Raw genomic sequence first — 17,096 nt, 5'->3', positions numbered from 1 at the left:
CTTTTTGCTGCGGGAAAAAGTTGAATAAAATAAACTTATTGACAAAATATATTTTTTCAGCATTTAATTAATTAAAGCACTATTCTGTCATTGCCTTGTCTTTTTACTAGCTTTTCTCTCTCTAAAGCATTTAGTATAGGTATGGTGTATTTTCTAGATAACCCTGTTCTCTCTTTAACTAATGCTATAGTGATAACATCATTTTTTTTGGTGTTCTTCATTATTAGGCTTTTTACTCTGTTGTAAACTTCTGTATGATAATATAATCCTTCATCAAGGTAGGTTGCATATTTCAATGCTGTTAGTGTTTTTATATCTTTTATTCCGTTATTAATAGTTTTAATAATTTTTTCATCTAGGCCATTTAAATCTTCTTTTTTTAATCTTTCAATAAGCATCTTTTGTGAGTTAGTAAGCTGTACTGTATCAACATATTTTTTATATATATTGTTGTCTAATGACATGATAATTTTATTTTCTAATAAATAATCAATAAAAGGTTTTGTAAATGAAGCTTCTATATTAAGATAATTTTTTATATCTTCAAAAGAAAATCCATCTTTTTTTACTTCTATTAGTTTTTTTATTCTTTCAGTTGACTCTTTTAAATAATCTTTTTTTACAAAATAGTTAGCAAGTTTTACAGCATATTCAGGCATATTTCCGCTAGCTAAACTATATCCATTAACACTCATTACTAAGTCAGTATATTTTTTTCTCTCTATTTTACCCAAGAAATCTGAAGCCCTATCCATAATATTTTTTCTAATAAATGGATTGGTTTTTTCACCCCAAAATACATCACCTGTACCAATTATAGCACTTCCTCCATGGCTAATAAGTATTCCTCTCTCTTTCCAAAATACTGCTATAGGCTCATCAAATTTTAATCTTATAAATCTCCTATCTATTTCTTTGCTGTCATCTTTATTGTTGTTATCTTGTTTTTTGTATAAAGGTATAATCTGAGCTACTAAACATTCTGTACCAATTGCAAACTCTGCATTTTTTATCTTTTTCAAATAATCAACATCACTATTTCCAAGCAATTCTAATATTATTTCATCTGTTAGAAAAACATTCTCCTCTTTAGAGCATAATAAATGCCCCCTTCTTATCTCTTCTTTTTTTATATTTTTTAAATTTAAAGCAACCCTCGAAGTAGAATGCACAATTTCTCTATCTTGATGGTATGACTGAATATTTCTTATAGATACTTCTTTTTTAGTAGGGTAGTGTATAAGAGTGTCATCTCTTTTTATGTCGCCTCCTTTAATACTTCCTGTAATTGTAAGACCAGCTCCTTTTATAGAAAATACCCTATCTACATAGATATGAGTTTTTATCTCTTCTTTTGTTTTGTCATTTATTAATATATCAGTAACTCTTTCTTTTAATAAATCTATATTAGTGCCATTTAAAGCGGATACTTTTATTGTTTCTATATCTCTTTGAAATATTCTATATAAATTTTTTTTAATGCTCTCTTCAGATTCTTTTAATTTATTGTCATCAACAAGGTCAATCTTATTTATTACGCATACAATATTTTTTATTCCCAACGCCAAAGCCACTTTAGCATGCTCTTCTGTCATATTCATCCAGCCCTCATTGGCACATACAACAAGCATAACTAAATCTAAGCTCCACATTCCAGCAACCATATTTCTAATAAATCTTTCATGCCCCGGAACATCTATTACACCAATAGTAATATCATCATTAGGCTTAAAAAATCCAAAACCCAAATCAATAGTCATCTCTCTTTTCTTTTCTTCAGGTAAACGCATCATAGCAATACCTGTTAAAGCTTTGATTAATTCTGATTTACCATGATCAACATGCCCAGCAGTTCCTATAATTTTGTTCATTGACATTTCCTTAAATTAAAAATTATTCGCCCTAATTAATTTTATTAAACTAATATTTTTTTAATTATAAATATTCTTTTTCTATATGCTTTAACACATTATATATATACTCAATATCTCTCTCTTCTATTGTTAAAACATATAATAATATATAATCTTTTTTTACCTTCGATATAATAGGAGTATCCAAATTATGCAAATATTTTATAGTCTCTTTAATGTTTTTAGGCTTAAAACTTATAGCATAAGAAGAGTAGAAAGTATCAGCCATAGCACCGCCTCCAGTTTCTACATATTCTTCTACTACATCAAAGCCATTTAAATCATTAATAATTCTAAATGCTTTTTGCTTTACAGTTTCCTCTCTAATAGATAATAATCTTTCGCAATAACCCTTAAATTGTCCTTCTGTGTTTAATCTTTTTATAACATTTTTCTCTAATATAGAAAGCACAGTTTTACCGCATCTAAAAGCCCTCATAAGAGGATGTTTGTATATTTTGGCTATATATTCTTTTTTTCCAACTATAATGCCAGCCTGCACGCTTGAAAACATCTTATCCCCAGAAAAACATACCAAATCAACCCCCGCTTTTAATGCTGATTTTATATGGTCTTCTTCAGACATACTCTCATCAAATATGCCAGCCCCCTCATCATAAACTAATGGTATATTGCTTGGTATAGCATCTTTAATTTTTTTAAATGATGGACTTTTTACAAAACCTCTAATTTTAAAATTTGAAGCATGCACTTTTAATATCATAGCAGTATTTTCTGTTATAGCTTCTTTATAATCGTTTATTGTTACTATATTTGTAGTACCTATTTCAACGAGTTTAGCACCAGCTTCTCTTAATATATCTGGTATTCTAAAACCGCCTCCTATTTGCACCTGTTCGCCTCTAGATACTACAACCTCTTTTTCTTTAGCGAATGTTTTTAATATTAAAAATACAGCAGCCGCATTATTATTTACAACTAGAGCATCTTCAGCACCTGTGAGTTTAGCTAATAATGTGTATAAAAACTCACCCCTTAAACCTCTTCCTTCTTTGTTTATGTTGTATTCGAGGTTATTGCTGTATATATTTAAATCTTTTACTTCCTGCCATATATCTTCATCAATAGGAGAACGACCTAAATTAGTGTGCATGATAGTGCCTGTTGCATTTATAACTCTTTTTATAGGGAGGTTAGATTTTTCTTTTAATCTTATTTCACATAATTTGATAATATCTTCTTTGTTGTAATGAGCATTTGGATTATTTTTTAATTCTGCTCTTAATTTTTCTAATATTTCTCTGATAATATCAGTAACTATAGGACGAGATAAAATTTTATGATATGGTTTAATAGAATTATCTTCCAATACGACATTGGTTTGAACTAAGTTAAAATTATTATTCATTTGTTAGCCTCCTTTTCTCAATAAAAATACAATATTCCTCAAGAATAAGAGACTATTTTCAATGTTTAATTAGTAATTTAATCATACTATTTTTAATAATCGCTTATTTATCGGAAGAGGCAGGAGTTGAACCTGCCAACGTTGCTATAACGTCCAACGCTTTTGAAGAGCGCGGAGCCCACCGGGACTCATCTACCTCCAAGCTTTTTTAATGATATATTACTTTTTATTTTATGTCAACGATTTATATTTTTTAGTTTAATTAAAGGTCTAAATCTTTTACACTTTCTATTTTTGTGATTAAATATGTGAGTAGTAGATTCTTTAATATAGGCTCTACATCTGTATTGAGATTCATCATATATAATTTTATTTTTAAAGCTTGTAAGTTTTTATAAAGTTTTAATATTTTTGCTATTCCAGCACTATTAATTTCTTTGGTATTTTTTAAGTCAAGTATTACAATAGGCATTCTAATAGAAGCAGCTTCTTCAGATTCATTAGCGAATCTGTATATTTCTTCAGAACTACAAAGATTAGCTTCAGGAACTATAGATATATATGCATCATTAAACTCTATAGCCATTTAATAGTCCTTTTGTTAGAGATAAAAAAGAATGTGGGCAGGGAGGGATTCGCACCCCCGTAGACTCACGTCGACAGATTTACAGTCTGCTGCCATTGACTGCTCGGCCACCTACCCATATCAACTTGAAAATTGATGTTTGCTATATTACCATAAAATAAAAAAAAGTCAAGCCCCTATATATTATTTATTAATTTATTTTTTATATTTTATTGTTTTGTGTTTTTTTTATAAAAAAATTAAAAAAAATACTTGACAAAAATAATGTTATGTATTAATCTAAATACATACAATTTTTGGAGAGTATATTTTTATGCTTTACGCATCATTCAATAAAATCAAGCATTCCCAAATGCTTTCTTTCACTTCTCCAAGTCATAAATCTATCAAAACAAAAAAATCTATAAAATTCAGGCGTTAATAGTCTTATATATCCGCAATTTTATTAATCTAACATTAGTATTTTAAATTTTTTTTAAGGAGTATACTATGACAGGTTCATGGGTTATAGACTATTTTTTGTATGGCTGTGTAATTTTAATTGCAGTGCCTTTAGCAGCATTTTTATATAAAACAGTAAGTGATAAAAATAAAGGAGATAAAAAATGATACTTGGAAATTGGATTATATTGATATTAGCATCTTTAATTTTAATTGGAATTGGTTTTTGGACTCAATTGAAAATAAAAAAAGGAAGCTCTGAAGGTTTCTTACTCGGAGCAAAATCTATAGGGGCTTTTGTTGGAGCTGGTACATTGATGGCTACTGGTTACAGCGGTTGGGGTTTTATTGGTTCACCTGGTACTACCTATGCTTATGGTGCTATAGAGATATTTGCTAACTTTTTCTTTGCTCCTGCTATTACTTTTGGTACATTATTTTTTGCTGGATTTATGAAGAAAAAAGCCGAGGAAGCTGGCGGTTTTACTGTACCAGAATATATTGCTAAAACTCATAATGGAAATAAAACTCAAAAAAGAATAGTTCATGGTCTTGGAGGAATTGCTACTTTTGTATTTTTATCTGTATATATAATAGGACAAATAAGAGCGATAGGGTTAGTTGCTTCACAGTGGCTTGGAGTATCTGAACATTTAGCTTCTATAATACTTATGATTGTGATTATAATATTTACTGTTCAGGGAGGGTTGCTTGCTGTTGCTATCACTGATACTATAATGTGTATTGGTATGTTAGTAGCTTCTATAATAGTTTATCTTACAATAATAAAAGATGTTTCTATGACAGAGCTTATTAATAGTGTAGGAGCTATTAAGCCAGAGTTTATTAACCCTACAACATCTAATCCTTATGGAGAAGGTAAATATAAAGTATTTTTAGTATTCATATATGCATTTTTATTTACTACAACATTGCCTTATATGTCTGTAAGATTTTTATCATTCAAAGATAAAATTAATATTCCTGCTATGGCTTTGATAATGGCACCTATGGGTATAATATTAAGTTTAGTTCCAATAGTTGGACTTTATATGTTTTATAAAAATCCTAATCTTCCTAATCCTGATAGTGCTATGCCTGTATTTTTAACTTCATATCTTCCGCCTGCTATTGGAGGAATGATTATATTATTTATATTGTTTGCAATGCTTTCTACAATAAGCTCTGTACTACAAGCATTAGCTTCTTCTCTTTCTCATGATTTGTTTGTAGCATTCACTGATAAAGCAGAAAAAAGCAGTACTATAATAAACAGAATAGGTGTAGTATTTACTGGAGTTTGGGGACTAGTATTAACTTATATAGCTCCTCAAGGAATGCTTAATCAAATAGCTTATATTGGAACAGGCGGACTTATTGCTATGTTTGTTGGACCTATTATGATGAAGCCGTTCATACAAGCTAATATTACTGCTTGCTTACTTTCTATGATTACAGGTTTAGTAACAAGCACTCTATTTATATTAAAATTAAATGTTGGCTGGGTAGAAGCTCCTATATATGCTGGTTTATGTGCTTGTTTTGTATATGTAGTTTCTGCTTTGCTCATAAAAGAAAAATCAGAAGAAAAAGAATCTGATGAAGAGAAAACAAATATTGAAAATTGTATAAACTCTGTTGTTACCGAAGATGTTGATTAAAAAATAATTAATGGGAAAATCATATATCATCATTTAATATGGTCATATGTATATGGTCTTCCCATTTATTATTAATTTTTAAATATTTTTTTGCAAGTCCCTCATATTCAAAACCTAGTCTTCTTGCTAAATCTAATGATGGTTTATTATGCGGCATAATATTTGCCTCTATTCTATGAAGTTTCAATTCTTTAAATACTATGTCTATTGCATATTTTAATGCTTCTGTCATATAGCCTTTTTTTGTTTCATCTTTATCTAATTTATATCCAACAGTGCAAGATAAAAAAGAACCCTTTACTATATTAGCAAAACTAATCATTCCTATTATTTTTTTTCTATCTTCTATTTTAAATAAATAAAATTTAAGCATTCTTGAGTTTTTAGTATCTTCCATTTCTTTTTTTATAATATTTTTATGAGTATTAAGTTTATAGAATATATCAGGTCTGTATGGGTCAAACTCTCTAAAGAAATCTTTGTTTCTATAATAAAAATCAAAAATAGAATTAGCCATTTCAAGGTTAGGCTGCACTAAAAGTAATCTGCTTGTATTATAACTTTTTTTAATCATTTTTATTACTATCTTATTATTTTTAATTTATCTATATTAAAACCTTCAAGTTTCAGTAAATATTCCTTTTTTTCTATTCCTCCGGCATATCCTGTTAATTTCAAATCTTTAGAAACTACTCTGTGGCATGGTATTATAATTGGTATTTTATTTTTGCCCTCAGCACTTCCAACTGCTCTAAAAATACTACCAGAAGTTTTAGATATTTTTTTTGCTATATTGGAGTATGTTTCTATTTCTCCAAAAGGAATTTTATAAGTTTCTTTCCACACTTTATATTGAAAATCGCTTCCATATACTGCTATTGGTATATCAAATATCTTTCTTTTTAACTCAAAATATTCATCTAACTCTTTTTTAGCTTCTTTTATAATTTCTGGTTCTTTATCAGTGCTTATACTATAATTGCTTTGAAAAGAAATAGAAGTGATATAATCTTTATTATAATGAGTTAAATACAAGTTTCCAATAGGGCTTTTATACAAAAACACTTTATCATCAATCGGACTATTTTCAAGTCTTATAATATTCACAGATGAACCTTTTTAAGATTAATGTTTTTGGTATTGGAATATAATTCATACACTTTATCTGGATTCATTGCAGCAGTTGCATATTCTAAAACATTTACGCTAACTAAATATTCAGCATTAATAGAAGTTACGTATTGAGCTGTATCTCTTGCAGTATAATAAACAGCATAATCCAAAGCAACCCCCACAAAATCTAATATCAATACTTCTTTATTTTCTCTAGCAGCATCTATAAAATCCTTATGCATATAAGAAAATCCAGATACTCCCTCATCATCAGCATCAACACCCTTTTGAACGTAAATATAATCTTTTTTCTTTTTTAATTCATCAACAATAGCAGAGCCAAAAGTTCTAGCAACACAATGACGAGGCCAAAGTGTTAAAATATCTTCATCGCCAGTTTCTTGGTCCATTACTCTGATTTTAGAAAAAGGTTCTTTATTATGAGTTGAAGCAAAAGATATATGATTTGATGGATGCCAATCTTGAGTAGCAATTATAGCATCATATTCTCCGTTTTTTATAAGGTCATTAATTACAGGTATGAGGCTAATAGCTCCATTAACAGCCATAGGACCGCCTTCCATATAATCATTTTGCATATCTACTATTGTTAGTATCTTAACCTTACTCATAATGGAAACCTAAAAATTATTTTTAAGATATTTTTTGTAATCCTATACTCTCTTGTATAGGTTTTAAAGCTTCTATAGTTTCTTTTATTAATTCATCTAATGATATATTAAGTCTCTCAGCACCATTGTTTATAATACTTCTATCAACTTTAGCAGCAAAAGCTTTATCTTTTAATTTCTTCTTAACTGATTTTACTTCCATATCATCTAAACTTTTTGAAGGTCTTACCAAAGCACAAGCCAAAATAAAACCTGCAAGTTCATCTACAGCATATAAAGTTTTTTCCATATTAGTAGTAGGTTCTATATCTGTGCATATTCCAAAACCATGACTTTGTATAGCTCTAATAAAACTTTCAGGCAAGCCTTCTTTTTCTAATATCTCTTTTACTTTTATGCAATGCTCATTAGGAAACATTTCATAATCCATATCATGCAAAAAGCCAACCATTGCCCATTCTTCAGCATCTTCATTATATTTATTAGCAAAATATCTCATTACAGCTTCAACTGATAGGGCATGTTTAAATAGAGATGGTTCTTTGTTGTATTTTTTAAATAACTCTATAGCTTTTTCTCTTTCTATGCTTGCCATTGATAACTCCAAATATGAAAACAATTATATAATATATTATTCTATTTTTCAATATAAAATTTTTATATAATAGTAGTTATTTTTATCTATTTTTATGTATATTATTAAGAATAAATTTATAATATTATTAATTGATATTTATTTTTTTTATTGTATAATAAGCTAAGTTAATAATTTAAGGATATTTTTTTATGTCAGATATTAGAGTTCGTTTTGCTCCATCTCCAACTGGTTTTTTACATATAGGAAATGCAAGAACAGCGTTATTTAATTGGCTTTATGCTAAATCTATAAAAGGAAAATTAATTTTAAGAATAGAAGATACAGATCAAGAGAGAAGCACAAAAGAAGCTGTTGATATGGCTATTAAATCATTAAAATGGCTTGGAATTGATTGGGACGAGGGTCCTGAAGTTGGCGGAAATTATGGTCCATATTTTCAATCTGAAAGACTTGATATATATAAAAAATACACTGAAAAACTTATGGAAGAGGGTAAGGCATATTATTGTTTTTGTACTTCTGAAGAGTTAGAAAAAAAGTCAAATATGCAGAAAACTCTAAATCAGCCTATAATATATGACGGTAAATGTAAGGATATACCATTAGAAGAGGCTAAAAGAAGAGTTGCTAATGGAGAGCCTGCTAAAATAAGATTTAGAGTGCCTAAAAATCAGCAAATAGTATTTGAAGATTTTGTTAGGGGAGTTGTTAAAACTAATAGTGATGAAATTGGCGACATTATAATTGTTAGAGAAAATGGTTTTCCTACTTATAATTATGCTGTAGTTATAGATGATATGCTTATGAAGATTTCGCATGTTATAAGAGGAGAGGATCATATATCTAATACTCCAAAACAAATACTTATTTATGAGGCATTGGGAGCAGAAGTTCCTAGATTTGCTCATACTTCTTCAATACTTGGAAATGACAGAAAGAAATTATCAAAAAGACATGGTGCTGCTACTTTAATGGAATATAAAGATGAAGGATTCTTGCCTCAAGCTATGAGAAACTTCCTTGCTTTACTTGGTTGGACTCACCCTGAAGCTATGGAAAATATGAATGATGAAGATATGATTAAAGCTTTCACTTTAGATAGATTTTCTAAGAGTCCTGCTATATTTGATACTGCTAAATTAAGACATTTAAATGCTTGGCATATTAAAAATCTTGATTTGGACGAGGCTACAGAATTATTCTTGCCTTATCTTATACAGGGAGGCTTCTTAAAAGAAAATTACACAGAAGAAGAGCATGCTTGGGCTAAAAAGCTTATATCTGTAATAAGACATAATTGTGTTGTTTTATCTGATATTGTTAAATATGTTCCTGTATTTTTTGAGAATGATTTTGAGCTTACAGATGAGATGAAAGAAGTTGTAAATAAAGAAGAAAGTAAAAAGCTTCTTCAGTTTATTAAAACTAATATAGAAAATGCTAATGAAATAACTGATCAATATATGAAAGATTTAATAAAACAAGCTCAAAAAGAAACTGGTCTTAAAGGACCTAATTTGTATCACCCTATAAGATATGTTATAACAGGAAGCAGTGCTGGTACTGAGTTATCACATATATGCGAGCTTTTGGGTAAAGAAAATATTTTATACAGATTATCTAAATATATATAATAGGGGTATAATGTATGCTTAATGGTAAACCCTTAATACTTGCAGTAGATGATGAAGAGAATATACGTAATCTTATAACCTATACTCTTGAAGCACATGACTTAGAAGTATTAACTGCTGAAAATGGAAAAGTTGCTATAACAATATTAGAACATAATCCTGTTGATGTTATTATTACAGATTTGCTTATGCCTTCTATGACAGGGCTTGCTCTTATAAGAGAAATGAAAAAAAGAAAGAACTCTATACCTATAATAATTATAACAGCTTATGGAAATACTGATATGGTAAAAGAGATAATAGCTGAAGGTGTATTTAGACTTATAGAAAAGCCTCTTGATTTTGAGACATTAGTTCCTATAGTAAATGATGCTATAGAATATAAGAAAAATAATAAAAAATAAATAATATATTTATAAAATAATAAAGGCTTGAGTTTAATTAAAAACTTAAGCCTTTTTTATATAAAAATAATTTGAATAATTTTTTAAAAGTTTTTTAATTGCTTGATAGTTTCTTTTTTATCTTTGCTGTCTATTATAGCACTTCCTGCAACTAGTAAATTAGCTCCTGCCTTTATAACATCGCTGCAAGTGTTTAAATTAATTCCTCCATCAACGGATATTATAATATCTCTTTGAGCTATTAGTTTTTTTGTTTCTTCAATTTTTTTTATTGAATTTGTTATGAATTTCTGCCCGCCGAAACCAGGGTTCACTGACATTATAAGAACATTGTCAATATCATCTATGAGAGGCTCTATAACATCAACTCTTGTATGAGGATTAAGAACTATTCCTGCCTTTATATTATGAGATTTTATTTGCATTATCAATTTATGTAAATGAATATTTCCTTCATAGTGTACACTAATGATATCAGCACCAGCCTTAGCAAAATCATCAATATGTTTTTCTGGATTTACTATCATTAAATGAACATCAAGAGGCAAAGATGTAATTTTTTTTATGTCAGACACAATTTTAGAACCGAATGTTATTTGAGGCACAAAACTTCCGTCCATTATATCTAAATGCAAATAATCTGCTCCTGCTTCTTCTAGTTCTTTTATAGTAGATTCCAAATTAGCAAAAGATGCTGTTAATATAGATGGTGCTATTATTATTTTATTCATTTTTATTATCCTTGTTATTAATATTTTATATATTTTCTATTTCTTCTAATGCTTTTTTAGCAGCATTTGTCTCTGCTTCCTTTTTGCTTTTTCCAATTCCAGAAGCATAGTTTTTAGTTTTTACATAAACTTCTACTTTAAACATTATATTATCATTTTCATTATATTCATATGATTTATATGTTGGTGTAATTTTATACTTTTTTTGTACAATTTCTTGAAGTATAGTTTTATAATCTTTGTCAAAATTATTAATATCTAATTTATTTAATATATCTTTATAAACTCTCATAACGAAGTTTTTTGTGTTTTCTAAATTTGAATCTAAATATACTGCTCCAATTATAGCTTCAAACAAATCTTCAAGCATATTGTCTCTTTCTCTTCCGCCTGAAGCTTCTTCTCCTTTTCCAAGTAAAAGAAAATCTCCAAGTTTTAATTTTCTTGATATATTAGCTAATGTGTTTTGAGAAACTAAATAAGATTTAATTTTTGATAGTTTACCTTCTTTTACATTATTATATTCTTTGTAAATATGTTCTGATATTATAAGAGAAAGCACAGAATCACCCAAAAACTCAAGACGCTGATTATATTTCATGTTTCCATTTTCATTTGCAAAGGTTCTGTGTGTTATTGCTTCTAAGAGATAATTTTTATTTTTGAAACTATATTGTAAAACTTTTTCGCAATCTAATAATATTTTATTTATCATAGTAGATTTATGATACAATGAATAAAAAAGTAGTCAACAACAAAATATATATTTTTTATTATATGATTGATAAAAAGTTATTTTATAATATAATAATTTCTTATCAAAAATAGTATAAAAGATAGGTAATAAAAAAATGGAACAATTTATAGATGTAGTAAATTTTGAAATAGAAGCAGGACATGGTGGAGCAGGCTGTGTAAGTTTCAGACGAGAAGCACATGTACCTATGGGTGGACCTGACGGAGGAAATGGTGGAGAAGGAGGCGATGTAATAGTAAGAGTTGATGCGAGGATAAATAGTTTTGGAAAGATAAAAAGCAGAAAAAGATTTAGAGCAAGGGATGGAGAGCCAGGAAGAGCAAGACTAAGCGACGGAAAAAAGGGAGATGATGTTGTTATAAGAGTTCCTATAGGCACAGTTGTTTATGATGATGATACAAATAATATATTAGCTGATTTACTTGAAGACGGACAAAGTTTTACTGTTGCAAGAGGAGGCAAAGGAGGCAAAGGCAATAAGTTTTATGCCACTGCTACCAATCAGGCACCAGACTATGCTCAGCATGGTTTAGACGGTGAAAAGCTTAATATAAGATTAGAAGTTAAACTTATAGCCGATATTGGTCTTGTTGGTATGCCCAATGCTGGTAAATCAAGCTTACTTGCAAGACTTACAAGAGCAAATCCAAAAATTGCATCATATCCTTTTACAACACTTACTCCGAATTTGGGTGTATGTTATTTAGACTATGAAAGAAGTTTTGTTATTGCCGATATTCCTGGTATTATAGAAGGAGCTAGTGAAGGTGCTGGGCTTGGGCTTACTTTTTTAAGACATATTGAAAGAACAGGGGCTTTGTGTTTTGTTATAGATTTAACCGATGAAGATGTGGTTGATACTTATAAAAAACTTAGAAACGAATTAAAACAATACAGTAAAGAATTGATAAAGAAAAAGTCTATAATAATATTAAATAAAACTGATATGCTTGAAGAAGATGAAATAAAAGAAAAAGTAAAAGCTATAGAAAAGACTATAAAAAAAGAATATAAAAACAATAAAGAAACTCATTATGAAGAGCCAGAAACATTTGCTTTATCAGTATTTAGTTTAGACGGTGAGCTTCTTGATAAGGTTATAAATGCATTCTATAAAGCAAATGAAGAGAGATACGACAACGCTAAAAAAGAAATTAAAGAGCCTTTACTTCTTAATCAAAATAAAAATAAATCAAAATTAAAAACAAAAAGAGTATTTGGACCTGTGGTATCAAAAAGGCTTGGCAATTCTTTGGGAATAGATGTTATACCTCATAAAACTTGCAGTTATAATTGTATATATTGTCAGTTAGGTTCTGAGGAAAATACTAAAACGAGTCTTGCTAATTATTATTCTGTTGATGAGATAATATACGAATTAAAAGAGGCTTTGCTTAATAATAAAAACATTGACTATATAACATTTGCAGGTTCTGGAGAGCCTACATTATATAAAGATTTAAAAAAGTTAATTTATGAAATCAAACAAATAACTGATATTCCTGTATGCATTATAACAAATGGTTCACTTTTATATAAACAAGAGATGCGTTCTAATTTGCTTATGGCGGATTTAATTATACCTTCTCTTGATGCTGGTAACATTGATACTTTTAAGTTAATAGACCAGCCTAATAAAGAAATTGATTTTGACAAAATGGTTAATGGGCTTATAGAGTTTAGAAGAGTTTTTGAGGGTGAGTATTGGCTTGAGGTATTTTTACTTAAAGGAATCAATGACAGTAAAGAAGAGCTTGATGATATAATAAAAATAGTAAATAAAATAAAACCTAATAAAGTTCAGCTTGTTACAGCTACTAGAAGAACAGCTAATGAAAAGGCTAAGGCATTAAGTGATGAAGATATGGATAAAGCGAAAAAATATTTTGAGGCAAATTGCGGTATTGAAATAGATGTGCCGAGCGTATCAAATAAGGCAAAAGGAAACACTAAAAAAATTACTGAAGAAGATATAGTAAACTTTTTAATGAGGCAACCTGATACTGTTCATATGATAGCTATTAGTTTTAATGAAGATGAAAAAAGGGTAAGCGAATTATTAAAAAAGTTAGTTGAAGGCGGAAAGGTGAGAGAGGAGATAGTTAATGGAGTACTCTCTTATGCTGTAAATATTTAATTAAAAAAAACAAAGGGCTACTACAATAATAGTAACCCTTTATTTTTGCTTTTTTTAAGCGTATACATTCAATCTTTCACCAACACCAGGTCTCATAGGCTCTGATATAGCTTGAGGCTGAATTGCACTAGACATTATTTTGTCTATAGCTTGAGCTTGCATATCTGTAGATTTTCTTATCATGCTCAAAGAAACATCTTGTTTTAATGCAGCTGTAGAATAAGAATTGTAAGCAGAAACGTCCATAAAATCACCTCCATTTTTTATATATTATATATAAGTAAAACCTATATATAGTAATAATTGTAAATAAAGAATTATTTTTATCAATATGATTTTTGTGAAATTAAGAAAAATAAAACATTATGGAATATATTATGTTTTTTATTTGCTATTTTTTTATACATATAAAACTTTTTAATAAAAATTAAAATTTATATATAAATATTAAAAATAATAAAAAAATTATTATGAAATTAATTGACTTTTTGTTCAGTTATGTTAACATTATGTAAAATACTTTTTGGAGTTATATTATGAAAAAGTTACTTATAGCCTTAATGATGATTGTATCATTAAGCACAGGTTTATTTGCACAGAATATTGGTGAGAAAACAGGTAATGCATTTTTAGATTATATGCATGGCAGGAGTTTATTTGGTATTAACTTTGGTCCTACATTATATGCTGGACTTTTTGATATTGGTGTTAAGTTTATAAATATAGATCAGATGGTTACATCTGGAGGAGGAGATACTACTGGAACTGATTTAAGGTCAAAACATTATGCTTTTGGTTTAGGTTTTAGTTATGATTTTGCTCCTGTTAATTTCATGACAGTTGGTCTTGATATTGGTTTTTCTGTTGGAGAGATTAGTGCTGGACAAGATAAAATAACTTTCAGTACTATTCCTTGGTCTTTAAATGTTAAGTTTTTCTTTTGGAAGAATGCTCCTTTTGGATTTTTCTTATCTCCAAGAATTGGTGGTACTGCTTTGAGGGCTAATGGTTATGGTCCAAACATAGAGGCTAATGGTATTACTAGTTTATCTTCTCATGGCGGTTTTTACTTATCTCTTGAATTGGGCTGGAGAATACAATTATTCCCTAAAACTGGTGCTAATTGGCCTGTTCAGGTTGGTATAGATATTTCTTTGTTTGATTTAGGTTATTATGTTGCTCCTTGGGCTTCTCCTATATTTGATATTCCTCAATTCTCTTCTTTTTCAGGGTATAAAATATTTGCTAATATAAGAGCTTTAATACTTCCTCGTATAGGTATTACTTTGAGATTCTAATTTAATATTAAAAAATAATAAAAAGCCTGTATGCATATTTTTATGTGTGCGGGCTTTTTTATGCCGAAAATTATTGTATAAACATATTTATTAAAAAGTTATTTAAAATTAATTATGAATAAACAAATTTTATATTGTAATAAAAATGAATATCCTGCATTTCCTTCTATAGTGAAATTAGAAAAAAATAAATATTTAGTGAGTTTTAGGCTTGCTCCAAAAAATAAAAAAAATTATTCTCATTTACATTCTTTAAGTAAAGCTATTCTAATAACTTATTATAAAGGAAAAATAATTAACACAATAGAAATAGCTAAAGAAGATGATGCTGCAAAACAAGATGTACAGCTTTTTAGAGTTGATGATAAAACTATAATTGCCTACTACTTTAGATATACTTTTCACCCGCAAAGTGAGATTGATTTATTAAAAGAAAATACTTTTTTGAAATATGATAACACAATAGCATTATTAAGCGGTATAGGTTACTGTATTAGTTATGATAATGGTAAAACTTTTTCAAAGGCTAATACTATTGTATTAAAAAATAGAATGAAGAACTTTGCGGTTAGAGGCAGCATGGTAAAACTAAATAATGAAATACTTATGCCTATATATGCCTATAAAAAATATATAAACAAAAATAATTCTAAGTATCAATGTTATGTTTTATATACTAAAGATTTGATTAATTGGGATATAAAGAGTTTTTTGTGTGAAACTGAATACAGAAAAATTGAGAATAAAAAAAGCAAAATAGAATATGTTGAGCCTTCTCTCATATATCATAATAATGTATTGTGGGCATTTATAAGAACGCATGTTAATGATGAATATGCTTTTACTTCTTTGAGTTATTCTCTAGACAATGGAAAGAGTTTTACTAAACCTTGTTTTACTAATATTAAAGGCTATCCTCTAAATCCTTTAAAGATTGATGAGAGTAGAGTTTTATTAAGTTATGGGTATAGATTAAAGCCTTATGGGGTGAGGGCGATTGTAATAAACGATTTAAATGATTTAAAAAATTATTCTGATTATGATATACAAAAAAAAGAGATAATTATAGAAGATAAAATGAAAAGTACTGATTGCGGTTATCCTTGGTGTGTTAATGATGAGAACAATAATATATATTGTGTTTACTATGGTTATGACAATAGAGATAAAATAAGAAAAATATTTTTAAGTGTATTTACTTTAGATTAAAAATATAGTAGACTTTGTTTATTGGGAGAGAGATATTTATGGACGATAAAGATATAATGAACCCTGAAATCTATGAGATAAAACCAGATGAATGGGACGTTGTGGAAGATGATAAAAATATTAGCTATAGGCTTCTTGCTTATAAACTATCATCTTGGAGTGAAGACACATATTTAATAGTAAATGTTAATAAAGAAAATAAGAACAAAACTATTATAATTAATTGGAACAGCAAAGATTTTGTATTTTCTTCTCATAAGGCTTTTTTTAGGTTTGATGATGATTTACCTGATAATTTGGATTGTAAATCTACTGAAGATAAACTTTCTTCTATTGTTTTAGACAGCGATTATGTTTATGATAGCTTGCTTAATCATAAGCTTCTTATAGTTAGAGCGTCACTTGAAAAAAGCAAAACTACAAGAGTATTTAATATTTCAAAGTTTGCAGAAGTTGTAAGAAAGTAAGTGATAGTAAATAAATATACTTACAAATAAAATATAAAATCATAAAATACTATTTAACAAATTAAAATTCATTTAATTTATTTATATATATTTGAACTATAATAACATCAAAAATAAAAAATATCTTAATTTATTATTTACTTTAA

General features: G+C 28.3%; 17 protein-coding genes and 2 tRNA genes. 7 read left to right on the top strand and 12 right to left on the bottom strand.

Annotated elements, in window-relative coordinates; genetic code table 11:
• Window positions 1-71: 71 nt before the first annotated feature.
• The 5 genes from selB to E6A48_RS05785 form a co-directional block, all read right to left on the bottom strand.
• Complete coding sequence (gene selB, locus E6A48_RS05805; protein ID WP_219709123.1) at window positions 72-1,871, bottom strand: selenocysteine-specific translation elongation factor; 1,800 nt, start codon at window positions 1,869-1,871, stop codon at window positions 72-74.
• A 64-nt stretch (window positions 1,872-1,935) separates the two neighbouring features.
• Window positions 1,936-3,282, bottom strand: coding sequence for an L-seryl-tRNA(Sec) selenium transferase (selA, locus tag E6A48_RS05800; protein WP_219709122.1), 1,347 nt, complete (start codon window positions 3,280-3,282; stop codon window positions 1,936-1,938).
• Window positions 3,283-3,392: 110 nt separating this feature from the next.
• Window positions 3,393-3,482: transfer RNA gene (locus E6A48_RS05795), tRNA-Sec, on the bottom strand.
• Window positions 3,483-3,544: 62 nt separating this feature from the next.
• On the bottom strand, window positions 3,545-3,868 hold the full coding sequence (locus E6A48_RS05790; RefSeq protein WP_219709121.1) for an STAS domain-containing protein: 324 nt from the start codon (window positions 3,866-3,868) through the stop codon (window positions 3,545-3,547).
• A 34-nt stretch (window positions 3,869-3,902) separates the two neighbouring features.
• Window positions 3,903-3,985: transfer RNA gene (locus E6A48_RS05785), tRNA-Tyr, on the bottom strand.
• Window positions 3,986-4,473: 488 nt separating this feature from the next.
• On the opposite strand from E6A48_RS05785, the gene E6A48_RS05780 reads away from it, so the two are divergent.
• On the top strand, window positions 4,474-5,970 hold the full coding sequence (locus tag E6A48_RS05780; protein WP_219709120.1) for a sodium:solute symporter family protein: 1,497 nt from the start codon (window positions 4,474-4,476) through the stop codon (window positions 5,968-5,970).
• A 19-nt stretch (window positions 5,971-5,989) separates the two neighbouring features.
• On the opposite strand, the gene E6A48_RS05775 is transcribed toward E6A48_RS05780, so the two are convergent.
• Genes E6A48_RS05775 through E6A48_RS05760 form a run of 4 tightly spaced genes read right to left on the bottom strand, consistent with a single transcriptional unit; the run spans window position 5,990 to window position 8,310 of the window.
• Entirely contained in the window at window positions 5,990-6,544 is a 555-nt protein-coding gene (locus E6A48_RS05775) for a GNAT family N-acetyltransferase (RefSeq protein WP_219695224.1), read from the bottom strand.
• 8 nt (window positions 6,545-6,552) lie between these two features.
• Complete coding sequence (locus E6A48_RS05770) at window positions 6,553-7,077, bottom strand: methylated-DNA--[protein]-cysteine S-methyltransferase (RefSeq protein ID WP_219709119.1); 525 nt, start codon at window positions 7,075-7,077, stop codon at window positions 6,553-6,555.
• Window positions 7,074-7,715, bottom strand: coding sequence for an isochorismatase family protein (locus tag E6A48_RS05765; RefSeq protein ID WP_219709118.1), 642 nt, complete (start codon window positions 7,713-7,715; stop codon window positions 7,074-7,076). The genes E6A48_RS05770 and E6A48_RS05765 overlap by 4 nt, the downstream gene beginning before the upstream one ends.
• Window positions 7,716-7,737: 22 nt before the next feature.
• Window positions 7,738-8,310, bottom strand: a complete 573-nt coding sequence (locus E6A48_RS05760; RefSeq protein WP_219709117.1) for an HD domain-containing protein — start codon at window positions 8,308-8,310, stop codon at window positions 7,738-7,740.
• 191 nt (window positions 8,311-8,501) lie between these two features.
• On the opposite strand from E6A48_RS05760, the gene gltX reads away from it, so the two are divergent.
• Together gltX and E6A48_RS05750 are read left to right on the top strand one after the other, a co-directional pair.
• The gene (gltX, locus tag E6A48_RS05755; protein ID WP_219709116.1) at window positions 8,502-9,947 is read left to right on the top strand and encodes a glutamate--tRNA ligase; all 1,446 of its coding nucleotides are present in this window, start codon (window positions 8,502-8,504) and stop codon (window positions 9,945-9,947) included.
• A gap of 14 nt (window positions 9,948-9,961) precedes the next feature.
• Window positions 9,962-10,351: a response regulator gene (locus tag E6A48_RS05750; RefSeq protein WP_015273937.1), complete on the top strand. Its 390-nt coding sequence runs from the start codon at window positions 9,962-9,964 to the stop codon at window positions 10,349-10,351.
• 83 nt (window positions 10,352-10,434) lie between these two features.
• On the opposite strand, the gene rpe is transcribed toward E6A48_RS05750, so the two are convergent.
• Both rpe and rnc read right to left on the bottom strand, forming a co-directional pair.
• Window positions 10,435-11,082 carry a ribulose-phosphate 3-epimerase gene (rpe, locus tag E6A48_RS05745; protein ID WP_219709115.1) on the bottom strand — a complete coding sequence of 216 codons (648 nt, stop codon included), beginning with the start codon at window positions 11,080-11,082 and terminating at the stop codon, window positions 10,435-10,437.
• 25 nt (window positions 11,083-11,107) lie between these two features.
• Window positions 11,108-11,797: a ribonuclease III gene (gene rnc, locus E6A48_RS05740; RefSeq protein WP_219709114.1), complete on the bottom strand. Its 690-nt coding sequence runs from the start codon at window positions 11,795-11,797 to the stop codon at window positions 11,108-11,110.
• A gap of 136 nt (window positions 11,798-11,933) precedes the next feature.
• Here rnc and obgE point away from each other — a divergent pair, with 136 nt between their 5' ends.
• Window positions 11,934-13,976, top strand: coding sequence for a GTPase ObgE (gene obgE / locus E6A48_RS05735; RefSeq protein WP_219709113.1), 2,043 nt, complete (start codon window positions 11,934-11,936; stop codon window positions 13,974-13,976).
• 54 nt (window positions 13,977-14,030) lie between these two features.
• Here obgE and E6A48_RS05730 read toward each other — a convergent pair whose 3' ends face one another.
• Window positions 14,031-14,222 (bottom strand): putative motility protein, encoded by a 192-nt coding sequence (locus E6A48_RS05730; protein ID WP_013243270.1) that lies wholly within the window; start codon window positions 14,220-14,222, stop codon window positions 14,031-14,033.
• 290 nt (window positions 14,223-14,512) lie between these two features.
• Here E6A48_RS05730 and E6A48_RS05725 point away from each other — a divergent pair, with 290 nt between their 5' ends.
• The 3 genes from E6A48_RS05725 to E6A48_RS05715 all read left to right on the top strand — a co-directional run bounded on the left by E6A48_RS05725 (window position 14,513) and on the right by E6A48_RS05715 (window position 16,950).
• The gene (locus E6A48_RS05725) at window positions 14,513-15,274 is read left to right on the top strand and encodes a hypothetical protein (protein ID WP_219709112.1); all 762 of its coding nucleotides are present in this window, start codon (window positions 14,513-14,515) and stop codon (window positions 15,272-15,274) included.
• 114 nt (window positions 15,275-15,388) lie between these two features.
• On the top strand, window positions 15,389-16,483 hold the full coding sequence (locus tag E6A48_RS05720) for a sialidase family protein (protein WP_219709111.1): 1,095 nt from the start codon (window positions 15,389-15,391) through the stop codon (window positions 16,481-16,483).
• Window positions 16,484-16,521: 38 nt separating this feature from the next.
• Entirely contained in the window at window positions 16,522-16,950 is a 429-nt protein-coding gene (locus tag E6A48_RS05715; RefSeq protein ID WP_219709110.1) for a hypothetical protein, read from the top strand.
• Window positions 16,951-17,096 lie beyond the last annotated feature (146 nt).

The sequence above is a fragment of the Brachyspira pilosicoli genome, from assembly GCF_019402445.1.
Taxonomy (GTDB): Bacteria; Spirochaetota; Brachyspiria; order Brachyspirales; family Brachyspiraceae; genus Brachyspira; species Brachyspira pilosicoli_B.
The sequence above is the reverse complement of the archived record's forward strand: the minus strand, read 5'-3'. Positions and strand labels throughout refer to the sequence as shown.

Coding starts and splice junctions, on each gene's coding strand:
- selB (WP_219709123.1), bottom strand. CDS start 1,871: ATGAACAAAATTATAGGAACTGCTGGGCATGTTGATCATGGTAAATCA.
- selA (WP_219709122.1), bottom strand. CDS start 3,282: ATGAATAATAATTTTAACTTAGTTCAAACCAATGTCGTATTGGAAGAT.
- E6A48_RS05790 (WP_219709121.1), bottom strand. CDS start 3,868: ATGGCTATAGAGTTTAATGATGCATATATATCTATAGTTCCTGAAGCT.
- E6A48_RS05780 (WP_219709120.1), top strand. CDS start 4,474: ATGATACTTGGAAATTGGATTATATTGATATTAGCATCTTTAATTTTA.
- E6A48_RS05775 (WP_219695224.1), bottom strand. CDS start 6,544: ATGATTAAAAAAAGTTATAATACAAGCAGATTACTTTTAGTGCAGCCT.
- E6A48_RS05765 (WP_219709118.1), bottom strand. CDS start 7,715: ATGAGTAAGGTTAAGATACTAACAATAGTAGATATGCAAAATGATTAT.
- E6A48_RS05760 (WP_219709117.1), bottom strand. CDS start 8,310: ATGGCAAGCATAGAAAGAGAAAAAGCTATAGAGTTATTTAAAAAATAC.
- gltX (WP_219709116.1), top strand. CDS start 8,502: ATGTCAGATATTAGAGTTCGTTTTGCTCCATCTCCAACTGGTTTTTTA.
- E6A48_RS05750 (WP_015273937.1), top strand. CDS start 9,962: ATGCTTAATGGTAAACCCTTAATACTTGCAGTAGATGATGAAGAGAAT.
- rpe (WP_219709115.1), bottom strand. CDS start 11,082: ATGAATAAAATAATAATAGCACCATCTATATTAACAGCATCTTTTGCT.
- rnc (WP_219709114.1), bottom strand. CDS start 11,797: ATGATAAATAAAATATTATTAGATTGCGAAAAAGTTTTACAATATAGT.
- obgE (WP_219709113.1), top strand. CDS start 11,934: ATGGAACAATTTATAGATGTAGTAAATTTTGAAATAGAAGCAGGACAT.
- E6A48_RS05730 (WP_013243270.1), bottom strand. CDS start 14,222: ATGGACGTTTCTGCTTACAATTCTTATTCTACAGCTGCATTAAAACAA.
- E6A48_RS05725 (WP_219709112.1), top strand. CDS start 14,513: ATGAAAAAGTTACTTATAGCCTTAATGATGATTGTATCATTAAGCACA.
- E6A48_RS05720 (WP_219709111.1), top strand. CDS start 15,389: ATGAATAAACAAATTTTATATTGTAATAAAAATGAATATCCTGCATTT.
- E6A48_RS05715 (WP_219709110.1), top strand. CDS start 16,522: ATGGACGATAAAGATATAATGAACCCTGAAATCTATGAGATAAAACCA.